This is a genomic window from Paraburkholderia sp. BL6665CI2N2, assembly GCF_004366535.1.
In the GTDB taxonomy this organism is placed as follows: domain Bacteria; phylum Pseudomonadota; class Gammaproteobacteria; order Burkholderiales; family Burkholderiaceae; genus Paraburkholderia.
In genome coordinates, this window is the sequence record NZ_SORC01000001.1 from 4,830,375 (window position 1) to 4,852,623 (window position 22,249).

Annotated in this window: 18 protein-coding genes; 14 read left to right on the forward strand and 4 right to left on the reverse strand. The window is 64.8% G+C overall.

Annotated elements, in window-relative coordinates; translation table 11 throughout:
- Window positions 1-24 precede the first annotated feature (24 nt).
- The 9 genes from B0G81_RS21580 (at window position 25) to B0G81_RS21620 (ending at window position 11,455) form a co-directional block, all read left to right on the forward strand.
- Window positions 25-531, forward strand: coding sequence for a DUF192 domain-containing protein (locus B0G81_RS21580; protein ID WP_134138283.1), 507 nt, complete (start codon window positions 25-27; stop codon window positions 529-531).
- A gap of 327 nt (window positions 532-858) precedes the next feature.
- On the forward strand, window positions 859-2,964 hold the full coding sequence (gene fusA / locus B0G81_RS21585) for an elongation factor G (protein ID WP_134138284.1): 2,106 nt from the start codon (window positions 859-861) through the stop codon (window positions 2,962-2,964).
- A 186-nt stretch (window positions 2,965-3,150) separates the two neighbouring features.
- The gene (locus tag B0G81_RS21590) at window positions 3,151-3,666 is read left to right on the forward strand and encodes a cupin domain-containing protein (protein WP_134138285.1); all 516 of its coding nucleotides are present in this window, start codon (window positions 3,151-3,153) and stop codon (window positions 3,664-3,666) included.
- Window positions 3,667-3,684: 18 nt separating this feature from the next.
- The gene (locus B0G81_RS21595) at window positions 3,685-4,704 is read left to right on the forward strand and encodes a HoxN/HupN/NixA family nickel/cobalt transporter (protein WP_134143183.1); all 1,020 of its coding nucleotides are present in this window, start codon (window positions 3,685-3,687) and stop codon (window positions 4,702-4,704) included.
- Window positions 4,705-5,017: 313 nt separating this feature from the next.
- Window positions 5,018-6,682 carry an ABC transporter substrate-binding protein gene (locus tag B0G81_RS21600; RefSeq protein WP_134138286.1) on the forward strand — a complete coding sequence of 555 codons (1,665 nt, stop codon included), beginning with the start codon at window positions 5,018-5,020 and terminating at the stop codon, window positions 6,680-6,682.
- A 44-nt stretch (window positions 6,683-6,726) separates the two neighbouring features.
- A complete protein-coding gene (locus B0G81_RS21605; RefSeq protein WP_121307273.1) occupies window positions 6,727-7,737 on the forward strand; it encodes an ABC transporter permease in 1,011 nt (336 codons plus the stop codon).
- Window positions 7,734-8,600, forward strand: coding sequence for an ABC transporter permease (locus tag B0G81_RS21610; protein ID WP_134138287.1), 867 nt, complete (start codon window positions 7,734-7,736; stop codon window positions 8,598-8,600). The genes B0G81_RS21605 and B0G81_RS21610 overlap by 4 nt, the downstream gene beginning before the upstream one ends.
- Window positions 8,597-10,780 (forward strand): ABC transporter ATP-binding protein, encoded by a 2,184-nt coding sequence (locus B0G81_RS21615; RefSeq protein ID WP_134138288.1) that lies wholly within the window; start codon window positions 8,597-8,599, stop codon window positions 10,778-10,780. The genes B0G81_RS21610 and B0G81_RS21615 overlap by 4 nt, the downstream gene beginning before the upstream one ends.
- A gap of 177 nt (window positions 10,781-10,957) precedes the next feature.
- On the forward strand, window positions 10,958-11,455 hold the full coding sequence (locus B0G81_RS21620; RefSeq protein ID WP_134138289.1) for a Rap1a/Tai family immunity protein: 498 nt from the start codon (window positions 10,958-10,960) through the stop codon (window positions 11,453-11,455).
- A 15-nt stretch (window positions 11,456-11,470) separates the two neighbouring features.
- On the opposite strand, the gene B0G81_RS21625 is transcribed toward B0G81_RS21620, so the two are convergent.
- Window positions 11,471-12,316, reverse strand: a complete 846-nt coding sequence (locus tag B0G81_RS21625; RefSeq protein WP_134138290.1) for an aldo/keto reductase — start codon at window positions 12,314-12,316, stop codon at window positions 11,471-11,473.
- A gap of 191 nt (window positions 12,317-12,507) precedes the next feature.
- Here B0G81_RS21625 and B0G81_RS21630 point away from each other — a divergent pair, with 191 nt between their 5' ends.
- Window positions 12,508-13,254, forward strand: a complete 747-nt coding sequence (locus B0G81_RS21630; protein WP_116118157.1) for a GntR family transcriptional regulator — start codon at window positions 12,508-12,510, stop codon at window positions 13,252-13,254.
- An 82-nt stretch (window positions 13,255-13,336) separates the two neighbouring features.
- On the opposite strand, the gene B0G81_RS21635 is transcribed toward B0G81_RS21630, so the two are convergent.
- On the reverse strand, window positions 13,337-14,728 hold the full coding sequence (locus tag B0G81_RS21635) for a CoA transferase (protein ID WP_134138291.1): 1,392 nt from the start codon (window positions 14,726-14,728) through the stop codon (window positions 13,337-13,339).
- Between the two features lie 135 nt (window positions 14,729-14,863).
- On the opposite strand from B0G81_RS21635, the gene B0G81_RS21640 reads away from it, so the two are divergent.
- Window positions 14,864-16,105 carry a citrate/2-methylcitrate synthase gene (locus B0G81_RS21640; RefSeq protein WP_208328548.1) on the forward strand — a complete coding sequence of 414 codons (1,242 nt, stop codon included), beginning with the start codon at window positions 14,864-14,866 and terminating at the stop codon, window positions 16,103-16,105.
- A 37-nt stretch (window positions 16,106-16,142) separates the two neighbouring features.
- On the opposite strand, the gene B0G81_RS21645 is transcribed toward B0G81_RS21640, so the two are convergent.
- Entirely contained in the window at window positions 16,143-16,448 is a 306-nt protein-coding gene (locus tag B0G81_RS21645) for a DUF2917 domain-containing protein (protein ID WP_116118160.1), read from the reverse strand.
- Between the two features lie 196 nt (window positions 16,449-16,644).
- Between B0G81_RS21645 and B0G81_RS21650 the strand changes: the two genes are divergently transcribed.
- From B0G81_RS21650 to B0G81_RS21660, 3 genes are all read left to right on the forward strand, one after another.
- A complete protein-coding gene (locus B0G81_RS21650) occupies window positions 16,645-18,063 on the forward strand; it encodes a PLP-dependent aminotransferase family protein (protein WP_134138293.1) in 1,419 nt (472 codons plus the stop codon).
- A gap of 80 nt (window positions 18,064-18,143) precedes the next feature.
- Window positions 18,144-19,601 (forward strand): multidrug transporter subunit MdtD, encoded by a 1,458-nt coding sequence (gene mdtD, locus B0G81_RS21655; protein WP_134138294.1) that lies wholly within the window; start codon window positions 18,144-18,146, stop codon window positions 19,599-19,601.
- A gap of 252 nt (window positions 19,602-19,853) precedes the next feature.
- Window positions 19,854-21,128 (forward strand): EAL domain-containing protein, encoded by a 1,275-nt coding sequence (locus B0G81_RS21660; RefSeq protein ID WP_116119633.1) that lies wholly within the window; start codon window positions 19,854-19,856, stop codon window positions 21,126-21,128.
- Here the strand turns inward: B0G81_RS21660 and B0G81_RS21665 are convergent.
- Window positions 21,084-22,070 carry a sigma-70 family RNA polymerase sigma factor gene (locus B0G81_RS21665; RefSeq protein WP_134138295.1) on the reverse strand — a complete coding sequence of 329 codons (987 nt, stop codon included), beginning with the start codon at window positions 22,068-22,070 and terminating at the stop codon, window positions 21,084-21,086. The genes B0G81_RS21660 and B0G81_RS21665 overlap by 45 nt on opposite strands.
- Between the last annotated feature and the right edge of the window lie 179 nt (window positions 22,071-22,249).

The following is a 22,249-nucleotide window of genomic DNA, read 5'->3' on the forward strand; positions in this document are numbered from 1 at the left end:
AATTTTCCAGCAAGGAGTCATGCCGTGCGATTTCCCATGCGCTCGTTGATTGCGCGTTTCGCTGTTGCCGTTGCGCTGCCGTTCGCCGCGTTGTCGTTCGTTGCTTCCACTGCCGCTCCTGCGCATGCGCAGCAGATGCCGGCCGGCGCCAAACAGCCCAGCGAATTTCCCCGTGCGAAACTGACGGCGGGTATGTTCGTGATCGACGCCGCCGTCGCCGCGAACGACGCGGACCGCGAGCAAGGCCTCATGTATCGCACGAGCCTCGCGCCGAATGAAGGCATGCTGTTCGTCTTCGGCGAAAACGCCGTGCATTGCTTCTGGATGAAGAACACGCTGATCCCGCTGTCGATCGCGTTCATCCGCGCCGACGGCACGGTCACCGACATCGACGAAATGCAGGCCGAGACCACCAATAATCACTGCCCGAAGAACAACGGCGTGTATGCGTTGGAGATGAGCAAAGGCTGGTTCACGTCGAAAGGCATCAAACCGGGAATGAAAATTCAGGGCTTGCCCGCAGCGCAATAACACCCGCGCCGGCCGCGCCAAAGCGCCGCGCTTCGGCCCACCGCTTTCCAGGAGCCGGTGCCTCGTTTCGAGGCGCCGGCTTTTTTCTTTTCCGCGCCGCGGCATCGGCAGGCGCGACATCCGCTCGCCTTGCGGCGCGACCAGGCGCGCGGCGCCGCCAGCCGAAGTCTTGCCGGCACGCCTTCGCGTCCGGCTGGCAAGTTTCCTGCAAAAGACGGGCCGACGCGCTATCCTAGTAGTCTTAGTAAAGCAGCACCCAAGGCTCCCCGGGCGGCACAGACTGCCGCCCGGCAAGCGTTTCAGGCGCGCCATTCCAAGGAGGTTCACGTGCCCCGCAAGACTCCCATCGAGCGCTACCGGAATATCGGCATCAGCGCTCACATCGATGCCGGCAAAACCACCACCACTGAACGCATCCTGTTCTACACCGGCGTGACCCACAAGATCGGCGAGGTTCACGACGGTGCGGCAACGATGGACTGGATGGAACAGGAGCAGGAGCGCGGCATCACCATCACGTCGGCGGCCACCACCGCCTTCTGGAAGGGCATGGCCGGCAACTATCCGGAACACCGGATCAACATCATCGACACCCCCGGACACGTCGACTTCACGATCGAAGTGGAGCGCTCCATGCGCGTGCTCGACGGCGCGTGCATGGTGTACGACTCGGTCGGCGGCGTGCAGCCGCAGTCGGAAACCGTGTGGCGCCAGGCGAACAAGTACAAGGTGCCGCGCATTGCGTTCGTCAACAAGATGGACCGCGTGGGCGCGGACTTCTTCCGCGTGCAGCGGCAGATCGGCGATCGCCTGAAGGGCGTCGCGGTGCCGATCCAGATTCCGATCGGCGCGGAAGAGCACTTCCAGGGCGTGGTCGATCTCGTCAAGATGAAGGCAATCTTCTGGGACGAAGAAAACCAGGGCATCAAGTTCGAGTACCGCGATATTCCGGCGGAGCTCGCGGCGACCGCGAAGGAATGGCACGACAAGATGGTCGAGGCCGCGGCGGAAGCGAATGAGGAACTGCTCGACAAATACCTCGGTGGCGAGACCCTGACCGAAGAGGAAATCAAGTACGGCATTCGCGCGCGCTGCATCGCCAACGAAATCGTGCCGATGCTGTGCGGCAGCGCGTTCAAGAACAAGGGCGTGCAGGCCATGCTCGACGCGGTGATCGACTATCTGCCCTCGCCGGTCGACGTGCCCGCCATTACCGGTCACGACGAATACGACAAGGAAATCGAGCGTCATCCGAGCGACACCGATCCCTTCTCGGCGCTTGCCTTCAAGATCATGACCGACCCGTTCGTGGGCCAGTTGATCTTCTTCCGCGTCTATTCCGGCGTGGTGAATTCGGGCGACACGGTCTACAACGCCGTCAAGGAAAAGAAGGAACGCCTTGGCCGGATCTTGCAGATGCACGCAAACGAGCGCAAGGAAATCAAGGAAGTCTACGCGGGCGACATCGCCGCGGCCGTCGGCCTGAAAGAAGCGACCACGGGCGACACGTTGTGCGATCCGAACAACGTGATCATCCTCGAACGCATGATCTTTCCTGAGCCGGTGATCTCGCAGGCTGTCGAGCCGAAAACCAAGGTCGACCAGGAAAAGATGGGCATTGCGCTGAATCGTCTTGCCCAGGAAGATCCGTCGTTCCGCGTGCAGACGGATGAAGAATCCGGCCAGACCATCATCTCGGGCATGGGCGAGTTGCACCTGGAAATTCTGGTCGACCGCATGAAGCGCGAATTCGGCGTCGAAGCGACCGTCGGCAAGCCGCAGGTCGCGTATCGCGAGACGGTGCGCAACAAGGTCGAAGATGTCGAAGGCAAGTTCGTCAAGCAGTCGGGCGGCCGCGGTCAGTACGGTCACGCGGTGATCACGCTGGAGCCGGCGCCGCAAGGCAAAGGCTACGAATTCGTCGACGCGATCAAGGGCGGCGTGATTCCGCGCGAATACATTCCGGCGGTCGACAAGGGCATCGTGGAAACGCTGAAGGCCGGCGTGCTGGCCGGCTATCCGGTGGTCGACGTGAAGGTGACGCTAACCTTCGGTTCCTACCACGACGTCGACTCGAACGAAAACGCGTTCCGCATGGCCGGCTCGATGGCCTTCAAGGAAGCGATGCGCAAAGCCAAGCCGGTGCTGCTCGAACCGATGATGGCCGTCGAAGTGGAAACGCCGGAAGACTTCATGGGCAACGTAATGGGCGACCTGTCGAGCCGTCGCGGACTCGTGCAAGGCATGGAAGACATTGCCGGTGGCGGCGGCAAGCTGGTGCGCGCCGAAGTGCCGCTCGCGGAGATGTTCGGCTACTCCACGTCGCTTCGTTCCGCGACTCAGGGCCGCGCGACCTATACGATGGAGTTCAAGCATTACGCGGAAACGCCGAACAACGTCGCTGAAGCCGTGATCAACGCGAAGCATAAGTAAGCGCGAGCCACCATCAAGCCGAAGGCAGCACACGCCAGCGGCTCGAAGCCCGTCCCCTGCGGACGGGCTTTTTTTCGTCCGCTGCGCCGCACACAGGGCTTCTTCACACGCACGTTTTTGAACATGCAAAAATGCCAGACGGCGCCGTGCCGAACGCCGGGACTCTTGCCCTCGAGGAGACACATCATGAGCCAGGATCACGAACACCCGCATTACAAGGACGCGCCACCCGCTGGACCGGTCGATTGGCGTGAGCACGGCGTGAAGGTCATCAAAGGCGATCAGTTGGATACCAACACCGCGCAGACGCCGGGCATGAATCGCGCCGCCGCGATCAACGCGGCGCGCGTCGGCGCGCAGAAGATCTGGGCCGGCACCGTGACGATCCATCCGAATGCGAAGACCGGCGCGCATCATCACGGCGCGCTCGAAAGCGTGATCTACGTGGTGCGCGGCCAGGCGCGCATGCGCTGGGGCGAGCATCTGGAGTTCACCGCTGAAGCCGGCCCCGGCGATTTCATCTTCGTGCCGCCGTACGTGCCGCACCAGGAGATCAACGCGAGCACGGACGAGCCGCTCGAATGCGTGCTGGTGCGCAGCGACAACGAAGCAGTGGTGGTCAATCTGAACATCGACGCGGTGGAACAGCCCGAAACGGTGTTCTGGGTCGATCCGATTCACAAGCATCCGCACGATCACTAACTCTTGCCCACGCGACTCATGACGCCGACCGCTTCCCTGCGCCCACGCCTCTTCACGCTGTACGCCGTGCTGATCGCCGCCAATCTCGGCGCGTGGGCGTGGGCGTTGATCGCGTTTCGCCATTACCCGCTGCTGCTCGGCACCGCGCTGCTCGCGTATGGCTTCGGCTTGCGTCATGCGGTCGACGCCGATCACATCGCGGCAATCGACGCCGTCACGCGCAAGCTCATGCAAACCGGCAAGCGTCCGCTCGGCGTCGGGCTGTCGTTTTCGCTGGGGCATTCGACGATCGTGGTTCTCGCGACGATCGGCATCGCGTGGACCGCGCATTCGCTGCACGGCCGTTTCGAGACGTTCAAGGCCGTCGGCGGAACGATCGGCACGCTCGTGTCCGCGAGCTTTCTGCTGGTGCTGGCCGCCGTCAACCTCGTGATTCTGCGCGACGTGTGGCGCCGCTACCGGCAAGTCCAACGCAACGGCGAATTGCCCGCTCAAACGCCGGACTCGATCGCGCCCGCTGGTCTGCTGTCGCGCGCGCTGCGGCCGCTCTTCAGGCTCGTGACGAAAAGCTGGCACATGTACCCCGTCGGCGTGCTGTTCGGCCTCGGCTTCGACACCGCGACCGAGATCGGTCTGCTGGCGATTGCCGCGTCCGAAGCCGGCAAAGGTTTGCCGCTCTATTCGATTCTCGTGTTCCCCGCGCTCTTCACCGCCGGCATGACGCTGGTGGATTCGACCGACAACGTGCTGATGGTCCACGCCTACGGCTGGGCCATGGACGACCCGAAGCGCAAGCTCTACTACAACGCGAGCATCACGTTCGTTTCGGCGGTGGTGGCGATCGTGATCGGCGGCGTCGAGGCGCTGGGTCTGCTGTCGGATAAGCTCGGCTTGAACGGCGGCGTATGGGAAGCGGTGGCCAGCGTGAACGAGCGCTTCGGCGCGTTGGGCTATGGCATCGTCGCGATGTTCATGGCGTGCTGGATCGGCTCGGTGCTGTTCCACCGCTGGCGGCGCCCGGACGCGGTCGCGCGGTAAATCCAGCAGCTGTCGCGCGCGGCGGTCGGTAAGGTTTCCATTCGCGGCGTTGGCCGTTGCGCTGCCGCAGCGGCGGGCGTTTCGGACATGCCTCGCGCCACGACCGCGCCGAACGTTGTGATGACGATACACAGCCGCCCTTTTATCCGCCAAACGCGAACCCGGCGGCGGCGCAGGCGCTCCGAATCCATGAGCAATCGCTTACACTGAACCCGCTTCGCCCTCGCTTTCGTCATTGCAATACCGTCGCCTGTCGCGCTCATCCCGCGCGGCCCTTCAGAACCGGCAACAGAACGGACTGGACACTCCATCGATGAAGACTCCCGCGGACCGATTTCTCGCACTCGACGCAGCCCGCCTCACCGCCGACGCCTACGGCAACCACGCCATCGACGAATTCCTCGCCGGCCGCATCACGCGCCGCGATCTGCTGCGCTATGCCAGCGTGATTGGTTTGTCGCTGGTGGGCGGCGGCGTGCTGAATGCGCCGCAAGCTCGCGCGCAAGGCAGCGCCGGCGCAACGAATCAGACGATCCGCGTGGCTCACCTGACGCCTGCGGGCGCGGTCGATCCGCTCACCGTGACGGACGCCGCCAGTCTCGCGCTGCTGAACCAGACCGGCGAATTCCTGATCGACGACGACGGCGAAAAGCTCGTGCTGAAGCCGGCGCTCGCCTTGTCGTGGAAACCGAACGACAAGGGCGACGTGTGGACCTTCAAGCTGCGGCCGAACGTCAAGTTCCACGACGGCCAGACGTTCAGCGCCAAAGACGTGGTCGCCACCTTCGACCGCCTCGCCGATCCGGCAAGCGGCTCGGCGGCGCTGTCCGTGCTCAAGGGTGTGCTGTCCAAAGGCGGCGCGAAAGTGGTCGACGACCACACGGTCGCGTTTCACCTGGACGCGCCGAACGGTAACTTCCCCTATTACGTTTCTTCGGACAATTACAACGCCGTGATCCTGCCCGCGAACTACGCGGGCGGCTATGAAAAGAGCTTCATCGGCACAGGTCCGTTCAAGCTCGAAAAGTATCAGGCGAAAGTGGGCGCGTCGTTCGTGCGCAATCCCGACTACTGGGGCGACAAAGCGTTACCGCAACGCGTACAGTTCTCCTTCTACGCCGACGAACAGGCGCAATTGCTCGCGCTGCAAGGCCATCAGGCCGATGTGATGGGCACCTTCACCGTGCAGGGCGGCGCCGGCATTCTGAACAATCCGGATTACAAGGCCGTCGGCGTGAAGTCGAGCGCGCATCGGCAGATTCATATGCGCAACGACAGTCCGTTGTTCAAGGACAAGCGCGTGCGCCAGGCGCTGGCATTGTCGCTCGATCGCGATGTGCTGGTGCGTGGCCTCTTCAAAGGGCGCGCGCAACTCGGCAACGACAGTCCGTTCGCGCCCGTGTTTCCGTCCTCGGATGCGGGCGTCCCGCAGCGCAAGATCGACGTCGCGAAGGCGAAGCAGTTGCTCGCGCAAGCGGGCGTGCCGAACGGCTTTGACGTGACGCTGACCACCGAGAAATACATGGAGATTCCCGATCTCGCGGTGGTCGTGCAGAACGCGGCGAAGGCGATCGGCGTGCGCATCAATCTGAAGGTCGAGAGCCAGTCGCTGTATTACGGCGCGGGCACGCCCGGCAAATCGGATTGGCTGGACTCGCCGCTCGGCATTACCGACTACGGTCATCGCGGCGTGCCGAACGTGTTCCTGAATGCACCGCTCACCAGCACCGGCACGTGGAACGCCGCGCACTTCAAGAATCCGCAATACGATCAACTGGTCGCGCAATTCGTCGCCGCCATCGATCTCGGCTCGCAGAAGAAAATCTCCGGGCAGATCCAGACGCTGTTGCTCGATGAAACGCCCATCATCATTCCGTTCTTCTACGATCAATTGATCGCCATGCGCAAGGGTGTGAACGGCGTGCGCTTCACCGCGCTCGCGCAACTCTATTTCGACCGCGCGGTGTTGAGCGCGTGATGTCGAATGCCTGAGCGCCGGCGCGTTTGCGACAGGAGAGCACGATGTCGACCACGGTGACCCCTTCCGCTTCCTCCGCGCCGAGCGGCAATGCGGGACGCGTCCTGCGTTTTCTGGCGACGCGTGTCGGCCTGTCGCTGATTACGCTATGGCTGCTGTCGGTGATCGTGTTCGCAGGCGGGCAACTTCTGCCCGGCGACATCGGCCGCGCGGTGCTCGGCCCGCTCGCCGATGCGCGCGCGGTCGCCGCGCTCAATCATCAGCTCGGCGCCGACCGTCCGCTGCTGACGCAATACATCGACTGGATTTCGCATTTCGTGCGCGGCGATATGGGGCTGTCCTACGCGTATCGTGAGCCGGTGCGGCCGTTTATCGCCGAGGCGCTCGCGCATTCCGCCAAGCTCGGCTTGCTGGCGTTCATCGTGGTCGTGCCGCTCGGCATTGCGGGCGGCGTGTGGTCGGCCATGCACGCGGGGCGCTGGCTCGATCGCACGATCAGCATTGCTGGACTATCGGCGACGGTGGTGCCCGAATTCGTTTCGTCGATCGTGCTGATTCTCGTGTTCGGCGTATGGCTGCGCTGGCTGCCGATCGAGGCGTCGTATCCGCCCGAAGCGAGCGCGCTCGAACAGTTGCGTCACCTGGTGCTGCCGGTGCTGCCGCTCGTGCTGGTGTTCTTCGGCTATATCGCGAGAATGGCGCGCGCCGGCACCGTCGAGGCGCTCGATGCGGACTACACACGTACCGCGATTCTCAAAGGCCTGCCGCGTCATATCGTGATCTGGCGGCATGTGTTGCGCAACGCGTTGCTGCCCACCATCACGGTCGCTGCCACACAGCTCGGTTATATGATCGGCGGCCTCGTGGTGGTCGAGACGCTGTTCCACTATCAAGGTATCGGCTCGCTGATCTACAACGCCGCCAAGGCCAAGGACTTTCCGATGCTCGAAGCGGGCGTGCTGACCATCGGCGTGGTCTACACCGTCGCCAATCTCGTCGCCGACGCGTTGCATGTGCTGCTGAATCCGCGGCTGCGGGTGAGGAGCGCCGAATGAGCACCATCGTTCCGCCGACACCACGTGTTGCCGCCGAGCCGCGCTTCGACCATGTGCGCCTGCTGCTGCGCTCACCCACCTTCGTGGTGGGCGTGGTGATCGTCACATGGTGGATCGTCTGCGCGATTGCCGGGCAATGGATCGTGCGCATCGACCCGTACGCATCCGATCCGCTCAATTCGCTAACGCCGCCCGACGGCACGCATTGGTTCGGCACCGATCAGCTCGGGCGCGACGTGCTCTCGCGCGTGATCGTCGGCGCGCGCGACATTCTCACCATCGCACCGCTTGCCACCTTGCTCGGCACGATAGCGGGCACCACGCTGGGCTTGATCGTCGGCTACTTCGAAGGCTGGGTGGACAACGTGGTCGGACGGGCGATCGACGCCGTGCTCGCGCTGCCGCTCGTGATCGTCGCGCTACTCGCCCTCGCCGCAGTCGGTGCGTCGAACTTCACCGTCATTCTGGTGATCGGCATCACGTTCACGCCGATCACCGCGCGCACCGTGCGCGCCGCCGTGTTCGCCGAACGCCATCTCGACTACGTCGCCGCGGCGCAATTGCGTGGCGAACGCGCTCCCTACATCATGTTCGCCGAGATCCTGCCGAACGTGCTGCCGCCCATCATCGTCGAAGCAACGGTGCGGCTCGGCTACGCGATCTTCGCGGTCGCCACGCTATCGTTTCTCGGCTTCGGCATTCAGCCGCCGTCGGCCGATTGGGGCCTCGCGCTGTCCGAGTCGTACACGCTGATGGCGGGCGGCGCATGGTGGACCGTGGTGTTCGCGGCCGGCGCGATTGCGAGTCTCGTGGTCGGCGTGAATCTGATCGCCGACAGCGTGCAAGGCGTGCTCGACCGATGAACGGCCCGCCGCCCTCCTCGTTCCCCGCCTTCGACGTCTCGAAGAGCGACCGCACGGATGCGCTGACCGTCGTCGGGCTGACGGTCACGTACCGGATACGCGGACGCGATCGCGAAGTGCTGCAGGACATTTCATTTCGCGTGCGGCGCGGCGAAGCGTACGGTCTGGTCGGCGAGTCCGGCTGCGGCAAGTCGACCGTCGCGATGGCGGCGCTGCGCTATCTGCCGCGCAACGGCAAGGTGAAGGCCGGCAAGATCGTCATTGCCGGTGAGGACGTGCAGAAGCTCAACGCCGACGCGTTGCGCAACATGCGCGCGAATGCGATCTCGATGGTCTATCAGGATCCGGGGCACGCGCTGAATCCGTCGCTGACGATCGCGCGGCAAGTCTCCGAAGCGTTCGAAGCCGCCGGCATCGCGCGCGACGAAGCCTTGCGGCGCACGCACGAGATGCTGCAGCGCGTACGCATCGCGGCGCCCGAGCGGGTGATGGAGAGTTACCCGCATCAATTGTCGGGCGGCATGCAACAGCGCGTGGTGATCGCCATGGCGCTCGCCTCGAACCCCGCGTTGCTGATTCTCGATGAGCCGACCACCGGGCTCGATGCGACCGTCGAAGCGGAAGTGCTCGACCTCGTCGCGCAGTTGCGCAAAGAACTCGGCACGGCGGTGCTCTTCATCAGTCACAATCTCGCGGTGATCGGGCGCATGTGCGAACGCGTCGGCGTGCTTTACGCGGGCAAACTGGTCGAAGAAGGTGCGACGCAAGATGTCTTCACGCGGCCGCGTCATCCCTATACGGTCGGACTGTTGCGCTGTTTGCCCACGGCCGGGCGCAGCAAGGACAGCGAGCGGCTCGACACGATCGCGGGCAGTCTGCCCTTGCCCGGTTCGGTCACGCAGGGCTGCATCTACGCGGACCGCTGCCGTCTCGCCGACGACCGCTGCCGCCGTGAAGCACCGCCGCCGTATCGCGTGAGTGCCGCGCGCGGCGATCAGATGTCGCGCTGCCATTACCACGAACGCGCGATCGAATTGCCGCGTGCGAGTGCGGAAGCTGTGCCCGAGCGCAATGGTGCGTCGCTCGACGGCAAGTCCCCTGCTCCCGTATTGCGTGCGGAAAAACTCTCGAAGACATTTCACGTATCCGGCGCTCCCCTGCGTGCGGTCGACGACGTCTCAATCGATCTCGCCAGCGGCGAAACGCTTGGCCTCGTCGGCGAATCGGGCAGCGGCAAGACGACGCTCGCCAAGCTGATGCTCGGCCTGCTTACGCCGGATGCGGGCGGCGTGCTCGAACTCGACGGCGCACCGCTCGCCGCGCGCGTTACGCGGCGCAACGCCGAGCAGGTCAAGTCGCTGCAGATCGTCTTTCAGAATCCGGACTCCGCGCTCAATCGCGCGCATTCGGTGAAACGGCTGATCGGCCGCGCGCTCTCGCGGCTCACCGCATTGCGCGGGCCGGCCATCGACGAACGGCTTGCCACGTTGACGGCCGCCGTGCGCTTGCCGGAGCGCTATCTCGGCTCACGCACGCGCCAATTGTCCGGCGGGCTCAAGCAGCGTGTGGCGATTGCCCGCGCGTTTGCCGGCGAACCGCGCGTGGTGGTCTGCGACGAACCGACTTCCGCGCTCGACGTCTCCGTGCAGGCCGCGATCCTGAACCTGCTCGCCGATCTGCAACGCGAGCGCGGCGTGAGCTACGTTTTCATCTCGCACGATCTTCACGTCGTGCGCTATCTGTCGGATCGCATCGCGGTGCTGTATCTGGGCAGGCTGCTGGAAATCGGACCGGCAGCGGCCGTGTTCGAAGGACCACATCATCCTTATACGGAAGCGTTGCTGTCCTCAGTGCCGACGCTCGATGGCCAAGGCGGCGCGACCCGCATCCGCCTGTCCGGCGATTTGCCGAGCGCGGCATCGCCGCCGTCCGGCTGCGTGTTTCATACACGCTGCCCGCGCAAGCTCGGCGCAATTTGCGAGCAGCAGGACCCGCCGTTCGTCGATGCCGGCGAAAGCAAGGCGGCGGCGCCGTCCGCGCATCGAATCCGCTGCCACATCCCCGTCGACGAATTGCGCGCGCTGCAAACTGCGTCGCGCGACGATGCGGGAAAAGTCGCGGGCAAGGTGCCGGGCGACGGCTCGGAAAACGCGCCTGAAAACGCCGGGCGTGACGAGTAGCACGGGCTGACGCGAATCCGGACCGCGCGTCAGGACCGCACACTTGACCGTGAACGCGGACGTGCGCGCAGGCGGCAAAAACTCGAACAATCAGCCGCCCGTGCATGCTCGCCTGGAACCAAACCGACGCGATCGCCTCATATCAGATTCAACGTTCGATATGAGGGCACCACAAACATGCAACGAAACGTCCCCCGCTCCGCGGCGCGCGTGGCCACCGGTCTGGTGATGACTGCGGCGCTCGGCCTCGCATCGCTCGCTCATGCGCAAACGTCGGCGCAAACACCCGCGCAAATGCAAACGGCACAAGCGGCACAGCCGCTCTCGCCGACGCTCTCGCAAGCCGCCCCGCCGGTCGACCCCACCTTCTCCGCGTATTCGCTCGCGCAAACCTGCAAGCAGAAAACCGACAACGTCGCGCAAGGTCAATGCGTCGGTGCGATTCGCGGCATCATCCACGGCTATCAGTATGGCGTGCTGTTCCTCGGTCAGCGCAGCGCGTTGCCCGCCAATGAAACGCAGCGCGTGTCGCTGTGCCTGCGCAACGTGCAGGTGTCGTCGATCGTCGACGAATTCGTCGCGGACGCCGGCCAGGTCAACGAGGATTCGCTCAGGCACACGCCCGCGGAAGTCGCGGTGCTCGGCTCCGTCCACATGCACCACAGCTGCAACTGACAAGGCGCGCCGTGCTTACAGCATTTCGAGCGGCCGCTTGCCGCGCGGCGGTTTGAAGTGAGCGTCGATAGCGGCCAGTTCATCGGCGCCCAGTTGCAGTTGCGACGCGCGATAGTTGTCGCGCACGTGCTCGACGCGCGCCGCCTTCGGAATCGCAATCACACCGGGCTGGCGCAGCACCCACGCAAGCGCGACCTGAACCACCGAGACGCCGCGCGCGTCGGCGATATCGTCGAGCGGCGAGCGTTTCGGCAAGCGCGCGTGATCGACCGGACTGTACGCCATGCCCGGCATCTTGCGCGCGGCGAGCCATGGCAGCAGATCGAACTCCGGCCCGCGGCGCGCCACGTTGTAGAGAATCTGATTGGTCGCGCAGGCATCGCCGCCCGGCGTGGCGACGAGTTCTTCCATGTCCTCGGTGTCGAAGTTGCTGACGCCCCAATGGCGGATCTTGCCCGCGCGGCGCAACGCCTCGAAACCCTCGACCGTTTCCGCGAGCGGCACCGAGCCGCGCCAGTGCAGCAGATACAGATCGAGCTGATCGGTCTTTAGACGCTTGAGGCTCTGTTCGCAGGCCGCGATCACGCCGCGCCGGCTGGCGTTGTGCGGATACACCTTGCTGACCAGAAACACCTTGTCGCGCAATCCGGCCAACGCTTCACCGAGCAGCGATTCAGTCGCACCGTCGCCGTACATTTCCGCCGTATCGATCAACGTCATGCCGAGTTCGATGCCGCAACGCAGCGCGTCGATCTCAGCGGCACGCCGCGCCGGCATCTCTCCCATCCCCCAAGTGCCTTGCCCGAGTTTCGGAACGCGCTCGCCGTCGGGCAGGCTTACGCTTGCGATGTCGCTCGTCATGCTGACTCCTCGAAGTGGCTCAGTGGTCGGCAATATCGCTGCGCATGCGAATGCGCGGCGCGTGCCGCGAAAAATCATAGCGACGAGTTTAGCGGTTTAACGAGCATTCAATCGGACACCAGGCAAAAGCCCGCTATAACACAGCGCGCCGATGTCATAGAATTGCCGCTTGCCCTTCTTGCGTGAGCTCCATGACCTCTGCCTCGGAAGACCGCTGGCGCGACCTGCGCCCGGACCCGGAAAACGACACGCCGCTATATCTGCAACTGGCTCGCAAGCTCGGCGCCGCCATCCACGAGAACCGCTGGAACGCGGGCGAGGCGCTGCCCTCGGAGCGTGTGCTTTCCGAGGCGCTCGGCGTATCGCGGATCACCTCCCGCAAGGCGATCGCCTTGCTGGTCGAGCAGGGTTTGATTCGACGCACTCAGGGCGCGGGCAGTTTCATCACACCACGCTACGAAGATCCGTTGTCGCGTCTGTCGAGCTTTAGCGAAATGTTGCGCCGACGCGGTTTCACACCGAGTTCGAAGTGGTTGTCGCGCGAAATTTTGCCGGCCAATCGCGACGAGGTGATTCAGCTCGGCTTATCGCCGGCGGCGGCGGTGACGCGGTTGCGGCGCTTGCGGATGGCCGACGGCATCGTGATGGCCGTCGAAAATTCCACCTTCCCCGCCGCGGTGATTCCCGATCCCCAGGCGATTGGCGATTCGCTGTACTCGTATCTGGAGAACCGTGGACTGACGATTGTCCGCGCGTTGCAGCATTTTCGTGCGGTGAACGCGAGCGAGGAAATCGCGCAGCAAATGAGCATCGCGCCGAACGAGGCGCTGTTGTTGATCACACGCGTGGGTTACACCGCCGATCAGCGCGCGATCGAGTTGACCGATACGTACTGCCGTAACGATTACTACGACTTCGTGGCGGAGTTGAGGAAATAGATGGCCTTTTGCACTGTGCGCGAAGCGTGCGTTGGTCGTGTGTCGGCACACGCCTCGCCGCAGGCCAGCTGACCTGAAGTGCTCATGTCCACTTCGCCTCATGGGCGCCTATTCGGGCCGGCGGCAGCGCGAAGTAAGTAGGCGTCTCGTCCAAAGCCTCAGCCGGCTGCACGGCTAGCACGCGCCCGAACTCCGACTCCACTGTCGCAAGGCAATCGCGCACATCGTCGAGCGTGACGTCGGGCGCTTGCCAGCCATCGGCAATCTGCCCGAACGATTGCAGCCACCGGCCCGTTTGCGCGAGCGAGACGCGCACATGCCAGCTTCCACCTTCGGTAGCCCGCCGCGCCAATGCGACCATCGCGCCAAATGCCGCGAGATAACCGGTCGCATGATCCAGCGCTTGACACGGCAAATGCTTCGGCTCGTTCCACCCCGCCGCCTGCCGCTCGGTGAAGGCAATCCCGCTCGCCGACTGCACGAGACTATCGAACCCGCGCCGTTGCGCCCACGGCCCTTCGTGCCCATAGGCCGACACCGACACATAGACAATTCCCGGCCGCACCCGCGCCAGTTCCTCAGGACCGAAACCGCGCGCGGCCAGCGCTCCCGGGCGATACGCCTGAAGAAATACATCGGCGTCGGCGACCAGGCCGCGCAACACTTCACGCCCCGCCGCGTCGCGCAGATCGGCGAGCGCCGACCGCTTGCCACGTCCGTTGTCGATCACCAGCGGCGCGATGTTCGGCAGATGCGGCCCGTTGATCATCAATACGTCGGCGCCATGCTGCGCGAGCGCCCGCCCGGCCACCGGCCCGGCAATGATGCGCGACAGATCCAGCACGCGTACTCCCGCCAGCGGCCGCTCCGCGCCGCGCTCGCGCGGCGGCTCGGCCGGCGCGTCGCCGATGCGCTCGATTTCGAAGAGCGGCAAGCTCGCGATCGCTTTCGCCTGATCGAGCGCGGCCCACTCGTCGGGCGTGCGAATCAACGCCGCGCAGAGGCCGGCGTCGGCGAGCGTCTGGTCGAGCGTCGCGCCGTCCCAGTTGCGAATCGCGGCAGCCACGGCAGCAGGATCGTTCTCGCAACCGAGTATCTGCAATACGCCCCGCAGGTGATGCGCAAAATTCGTGTGGAGTTGAATCCAGCGCCCGTCGCGTGTCTCGTAGAAACCCATCACCGGATCGCGCAAGGCCGGCGGCGGCCCGTCGTCGACACGCAGATAGCGCTCGCTGCGAAACGACGCCAGCGCGCGCCGCATTTCCACCGTCACGTGCTGCCTGTGCCCCGTGCGCAGGCGCTGATAGTCGGCTGCCGCAAGACCGGTCGCGGCGATGCTCGCCGAGGCCAGGCTGCCGACCCGGTAGACCGACGGCAAGCCCGGATCAGCGCCGGTCAGCGTCACGGAACGCAGCGCGGTTGGGTCGCATCCGGCGAGGGTCCAGATGTGTTTGAGAGCGAGTTCAGGTGTCATGTCGTCCCTGGCGAAGCAGGAGGAAGTGAACCGAGTCTAGAATTTCGCCCCGCCGCAATCAATCTTGATTATGATAATCAATATATATTGATTTCTTCGGTTTCCGCCCTTTTCCATGCCGACTCATGCCGACCCGTGCCGACCTCCAACGCCATGACCGCTGCTGAAGCCGCCGCTGCGCTCGGCATCAGCTTGCCCACCCTGTACGCTTATGTGAGCCGGGGCATGCTGAGCTCGTCGCCGGATGCGCAGGGCAAGCATCGTCTCTACGACGCCGGTGAAGTGCGGCGCCTCGCGCGCCGCAAGGAAGACGGCAAGCGCGCGGGCAAGGTCGCGCAGAAGGTGCTGGACTGGGGCGTGCCTGTGCTCGAATCGTCCATCACGCTGGTCGCCGAGGGGCGCCTGCTGTATCGCGGGCACGATGCGATGGAACTGGCGCAAAGCGCATCGCTCGAGGATGTCGCGGCGCTGCTGTGGGAATGCAGCACACGGCGCATTACCGATGCGCCGGCCGTGCCGTTCGCCAACGCTCAATGGGCCGCGTGGCTCAAGCTGTGGGGCGACAGTACGCCGCTCGATCGCGCGCTCGTGCTGCTGCCGGCCGCGGCGGCGCAAATGCCGCGCGTGTGGGCACTCGGCCGCGATGCGCAACTCGATACAGCCTGCGCCGTCATGCGGCTGCTGGCTGCCGCGATGATCTCGGCGGCGCCGTCGAACGAGCCGCTGCATCGGCAACTGGCTTTAGCGTGGCATGTGCGTAACCGCCAGCAGGCCGGCTTGCTGCGCGCGGCGCTGGTGGCCTGCGCGGACCATGAGTTGAATGCGTCCACCTTCACGGTGCGCTGCATCACGTCGACGGGCACGCATCTGTTCGGCGCGGTGGCAGGAGGTCTCGCGGCCTTGTCGGGTCCGCGCCATGGCGGCGAAACGGTGCGCATCGCCGCGCTGCTCGAAGAAGCCTCGCGCGCGCCCGATCTCGACCGCTATCTGGCGAACCGCCTCGCGCGCGTCGAACATGGCGCGCACGGGCCGGTGCTGTCGGGTTTCGGTCATCCGCTGTATCCGGACGGCGACCCGCGGGCGCGGCTATTGTTCGCCATGCTCGCCGACTGCGCGCCGGCGCGTTCACCGTTGCCTGAAGTGCTTCGATTGGCGCGCACGGTGCGCGATACGACCGGCGCGGAGCCGACCGTCGACTTCGCGCTTGCCGCCATCGAGCGAGTGCTGGGGTTGCCGGCGGGCGCCGCGTTTACGCTGTTCGCGGTTGGCCGGGTGGTCGGCTGGATTGCGCACGCCATGGAACAGACGCGCGACGGCCGCCTGATCCGGCCGCGCGCGCGTTACATCGGGGAATATGAGGCTGCCGGGCCGAACTGAGACGCTACGGACCCGGCTGGACAAGCCTGGCGATTCGTCAGGCCGCGCCGAGCCAGCGCGGCAGCCAGTTCAACATTGGCGAGCCTGAGATCGGCTTCGTTGCGGTGCGCTCGGAGCCGCTCGCCAGCGCAAAGCGCGCGCCGGCCTGACCCGCGCTGATCCACGCCACCGCGCGGCGCGGCAATTCGATCGACTGGCCGGTCGCGAGCCAGTGATCCTCACTGTCGCCCTCGATGGTCAGCCAGATCTCGCCCGAGATGACCTTGAAGATCGACGGACGCGCGACACGCCAGGCCGTCGCGGGCTCGTCATGTTCCAATTCGAAAATCCGGACTTCACGCATCGCTCTCTCCTTCAAAGAACTTTTCTCTTGTACCGATTATTGACGTGCGATGATCGGATACCCATGCACAGTTCCGAACACTTCTATCGGAACTGTTCAGTTGAAAAACCGGACAGTTGGCGCGCGCAGCGGGTTTGGTGGCGCAGAGTTCAGCCGCATCAGTCATCAGTCGGCGGTTCGGCGAAGGAAGAATCTCATGAAGCTTGAAATCCAACTCGATCGGGATAATGGCGTACCGCTGACCGAACAGATCGTCACCGGCGTCACGGCGTGGATCCGCTCGCGCGTCGCCCACCCTGGCTCGAAGCTGCCGTCGATTCGCCAGTTTTCCGCCGACTACGGCGTGAGCCGGTTTCCGGTGATCGAGGCCTACGACCGGCTGGTGTCGCTCGGCTACGTCGACTCGCGCCACGGCTCCGGTTTCTATGTCGCCGATCGCCAGCCGCCGAGCACGCAGTGCCAGGGCTCCTCGGATCCCCGCCGCGCCGAGGACGAGTCGGACCATCTGTTGCAGCAGTTCAACCATCCGGGCGAAACGCTCAAGCTCGGCAGCGGCTTTGTCCCTGAAGCGTGGCGCGACGCGGACAGCATCGCGCAGGCAATCCGCCACGTCTCGCGGACCGATCTCGCGAGCATGGTCGATTACGCCACCCCGCTCGGCAACCTGACGTTGCGCGAGCATCTGCAAAGCCGCATCGGCCAGTTGGGGATTCAGGCTGACACGTCGCAGATTCTCATCACCAACGGCGCAAGCCAGGCGCTCGATCTGCTGATGCGCTACATGCTGAAAGCAGGCGACACGATCTTTGTCGAAGACCCCGGCTACTACAACCTGCACGGTCTGCTGAAGCTGCACGGCGTCAAACTGGTCGGCATTCCGCGCACACGCAATGGTCCCGATCTGGACGTGATGCAGGAGCAGTTGAAGTCGCATCGGCCCAAGCTGCTGTTCGTCAACACCGTGTTCCACAATCCGACGGGCACCAACGTGGCGCCGCCGGTGGCCTTCCGGCTGCTGCAGCTGGCGCGCGAGCACGGCTTCTCGATCATCGAAGACGACATCTACGCCGATTTTCAGACCGACATCACCGATCGCCTCGCCACGCTCGACCAGCTCGAACACGTGATCTATGTGGGCGGACTGTCCAAGACGCTGTCGTCGTCGCTGCGGATTGGCTGTGTGGTCGCGAGCCACGCGATCATCAAGGATCTGGTCGACATCAAGATGCTGACGAGCATCGGCGGCTCGCGTTTTGCCGAAGCGGTCGCCGTGGCGATGCTGGAGCGCGGCGCGTATCGCAAGTATCTGGAGCGCCTGCGCCGGCGTATGCGCGACGCGCTCGGCTCGACCATTCAGACGCTCGAAGACGCGGGCTGGGAAATTTTCGACAAGCCCGCGGGCGGGAAATTCGTGTGGGCTCGCGTGCCGCATGTCGGCAATGCGGAACGGCTGGTGGAATGCGGCGTGCCGCTGGGGGTGACCGTCGTGCCCGGCAATCACTTCCGGCCGAATATGGAAATGAGTCCGTGGACCAGGATTCACATCGCATTCGGTAACGATCCGCGTGCGCAGGCATTCTTTCGCGCGGCGGCGGCATTGCCGGCGTCGGACTGAGCGCTGAATGAGCGCCGGCCCGCGCTTTTCCCTAGAATAGCGAGTCCCACAGCCCGTCCCTGCGCGCCCAGCCGCCCTCCATGTTCACGCCGACTCCGCCCGCCGCCGCATCCAGTACGTCCAGTACACCTTCGCCCCGCTCGCTCACCGTGATGCTGTGGGTCGTCGCCACCGGCTTCTTCATGCAGACGCTCGACTCGACCATCGTCAACACCGCGCTCCCCGCGATGGCGACGAGCCTCGGCGAGTTACCGTTGCGCATGCAATCAGTGGTGATCGCCTATTCGCTGACGATGGCCGTCATGATCCCGGTGTCCGGCTGGCTCGCCGACAAGCTCGGCACGCGCCGCGTCTTCTTCAGCGCGATCCTCGTGTTCGCGATCGCCTCGTTGCTGTGCGCGAACGCGCGCACGCTGGATCAACTGGTGGCCTTCCGCATCATGCAGGGCGTGGGCGGGGCCATGCTGCTGCCGGTCGGACGGCTCGCCGTGCTGCGCACCTTTCCGGCCGAACGCTATTTGCCGGCGCTCTCGTTCGTGGCGATTCCGGGTCTCATCGGGCCGCTGATCGGCCCCACGCTCGGCGGCTGGCTCGTGAAGATCGCCTCATGGCACTGGATCTTTCTGATCAACGTGCCGGTCGGGATCGTCGGTTGCATTGCCACGTTCATCTTCATGCCGGATAGCCGCAACGAACACGTCGGCAAGTTCGACATGAAAGGCTATCTGCTGCTGGTCGTCGGCATGGTGGCGATCTCGTTCGCGCTCGACGGCCGTACCGAGTTCGGCATTCAACACGCCACGGTGCTGGTGCTGCTGATCCTGAGCCTCGCCTGCTTCGTCGCATACGGCTTGCACGCCGTGCGCGAGCCCTCGCCGATTTTCTCGCTCGACCTCTTCAAGATCCATACCTTCAGCGTCGGCCTGCTCGGCAATCTGTTCGCGCGGATCGGCAGCGGCGCGATGCCCTATCTGATTCCTCTGCTATTGCAGGTGAGTCTTGGCTATAGCGCCTTCGAAGCCGGCATGCTGATGCTGCCGGTAGCGGCGGCGGGCATGGCGTCCAAACGCCTCGTGACGAGCCTGATCATCAAGCACAGCTATCGACGCGTACTGATCGTCAACACGGTGCTGGTCGGCCTGACCATGGCGAGCTTCGCGCTCACCACCGCAAACCAGCCGCTGTGGCTGCGCCTCGTGCAGCTGGCGTTCTTCGGCGCCGTCAACTCGATCCAGTTCACCGCGATGAACACGCTGACGCTCAAGGACCTGGGCACCGGTGGCGCGAGCAGCGGCAACAGCCTGTTTTCGCTGGTCCAGATGCTGTCGATGAGTCTCGGCGTGACCGTGGCCGGCGCCCTGCTCGCCACCTTCACCGGCCTGCTGCCGCGCGTGACGGCCGCCAACTCGCTGCCCGCGTTTCACGCGACGTTCCTGTGTGTCGGGATCATCACGGCAGGCTCGTCGTGGATCTTCGCGCAACTGTCGCCGGACATCCGCACGCCCGCGAAAAAGACCGACCCGTCAGAACGAACCTGATGCGCGGCCACCTTGGCCGCCGGCCCGCCGCCGACCCGCAACGGGGCGCGGGCCGCACCAGCAAAGTGCGAATCGCCGTCGCCGCGCCCGTGCTGGCGCACAATCGTCTTATCTGTGGGGGACAATCCGGCATGCGTGCTGTGTTTCCGCACGCGCATAGTTCTTGCTCTTCTATCCTGTAAACTCACATTTTGCGCGTGCGAACCAGTGCCGAGCATGCAGGCGCGCAGCCAACTCCACACGACTGACATGATGAGCATGATCGACCTCGATCCTCCCGGCTTCCAGCCTCCCCGCCCGATGGCCGGCGACGAAGGCTCCCGGCGCACCGTTCTGTATGGCGGCTACACCGTGTTCAGCGTGTTCCAGCCGGTTTTCTCCGTGTCGCACCGGCGTGCGATCGGCTATCACGCTTCGCTGCGCGCTCACGACGAACACGCGCTGCAAGTGCCGTCCCACGAGGTTTTCACGCAAGCCGCGCGACGCGGCGATCTGCTCGAACTCGGGCGGCTCGCCGAATCGCTGCACCTGGGCAACTTCAACGCGTTCGACAGTCACGACGAATGGCTCTTCCTGAGCCTGCACCCTGCAGCGCTGATGGACACCAGTTACGGCGACGCGCTGCTCGCGGGCCTCAAGGCGCTCGGCCTGCCGCCGCAGCGCGTAGTGCTTGAAGTGTCCGAACAGGCAGGCGGTGAAACGACGCGCTTTGCCGAGATCGTCGATGCGCTGCGTAAATCCGGCTTCCTGATCGCGCTCGACGGCTTCGGCGCGAAACATTCGAACATTGACCGCGTGTGGAATCTGCGGCCGGATATCGTCACGCTCGACCGCTGCATTCTCGCGCAAGCGAGCGAACATTCGCACATTGAACGCGTGCTGCCGGGCCTCGTCTCGCTGCTGCACGAATCCGGCCAACTGGTGCTGATGGGCGGCCTGAGCACCGAACGCGATGCGCTGATCGCCCTGGAATGCAACGTGGACTTCGTGCAAGGCGCGTTCTTCGCGGGCCCGAGCGTCGAACCGGTCAAGCCGCAAGCGGCGGCCGGCTTGATGGACTCGCTTTCCGCGGCGCTGCGCGCGCGGGTCACCGCGCGTGAACACGCACAATCGGCGCGGCTCGCACCGTATGTCACGGCGCTCGAAACCGCGGCCGCGCAACTGGTGGCCGGCGAGTCGGTAGCACAAGCCACTGCGCCGCTTCTAATGCTCGGCGAGACGGCACGTTGCTTCGTGCTCGACGGGTCGGGCCGGCAGATCGGCGACAACGTGCTCCCGCCGGGGCGCGCCTCGCAACGCGCCAAGCGTTTCCGCCCGCTACTGCATTCGGAAGGCGCTAGTTGGGAACGCCGGCCATACTTTATCCAGGCGATGCGTACGCCCGGCCAGGTGCATCTCACGCCGCCTTATCTGTCCATTAACGAAGCGCATCTGTGCGTGACCGCCTCGATCGCCGCGCACACACCGACGGGCACACAGGTGCTATGCGTGGACATCAACTGGGAAGTCGCGGCCCACCGCAACTGAGCTCATAGCGCGCTGCTGGATCCGCGCAAGCAGTTGCCTGACCGCCGCGCGGCCCAGCATACTGTTGGTGGCCTGCAGACGCGCCGCGCTGGTCACCACGCGCATGGAGACGATCTTCGTTGAGCCATCTCCCAGGCTGTTCGCGGACACGTCGAGCACCCCGACGACGTCGCCCTCGAAGAGCAAGGCGATACACAGTGTGCCCGCCACCGACACTGTCTCCGCGTTGCTCGCGTGCTCGACGAGCGACGTTACCGTGTCCATCCACCCTGCCGCCGCCGGTTCGCACGTGCTCAGCGCTGCGCACACCGGCGCGTCGCTGACCACTTGAGGCGCGTCACTGAAGAGCTGCAATAGACCGGCCCGGTCCTGTGCCTCCAGCGCCGTGCGCAAGCGCTCCACGATCCGTGCATGCGCTGCGGGATCCGGTGGCTCGATCGGCGCGCCCGCGCGCTGCACGCGCGCCTTGGCCCGATGGACGATCTGGCGGCACGTCGCCGGCGTTCGTTCGAGTATCGCGGCGATTTCCGCGTAGTCACAATCAAAGGCTTCGTGCAGCACGAACGCGGCCCGTTCGTCGGGTTTCAGGCGCTCGAGCAGCAACATCACACCATAGGACATCTCGGCCGCGCGCAAGGCCAGTTCTTCCGCCGATGGCGCCACCTCGTCGAGCCACAACTCCGGCAACCAGCCGTCGGCTTGCGACGCGCGTTCGCGCTGCACGCGTCGCAGCCTGTCGATCGCCACACGCGTGGTGATCGTGGTGAGCCAGGCGGCGGGTACTTGCACCTCGTGCGTGTCCGCGAGGTGCCATTTCAACGCCACGTCCTGCACCACGTCTTCCGCTTCGGCGCGGCTGCCGAGCATGCGGTACGCCAGCGCAAGCAGGCGAGCGCGCGCGGCCTCGAAGCTGGATGCCTTGTCGATTCCTTGTTCCGTCATATGCAGACCTCCAGATCGTGCGTGGTGAAAAGCGCGGCGCCCTGCCTGCGAAGTGAACCGGGCGCGCGCCGACATCCTGACTCATTTTGTCTTGACGTCTGGGCATCCAACGATGTGACAGCCTCACAAAAAAATATTTCTGTCACGTCGCGCTGCGTCGCGTCGTCATAGGGACAACA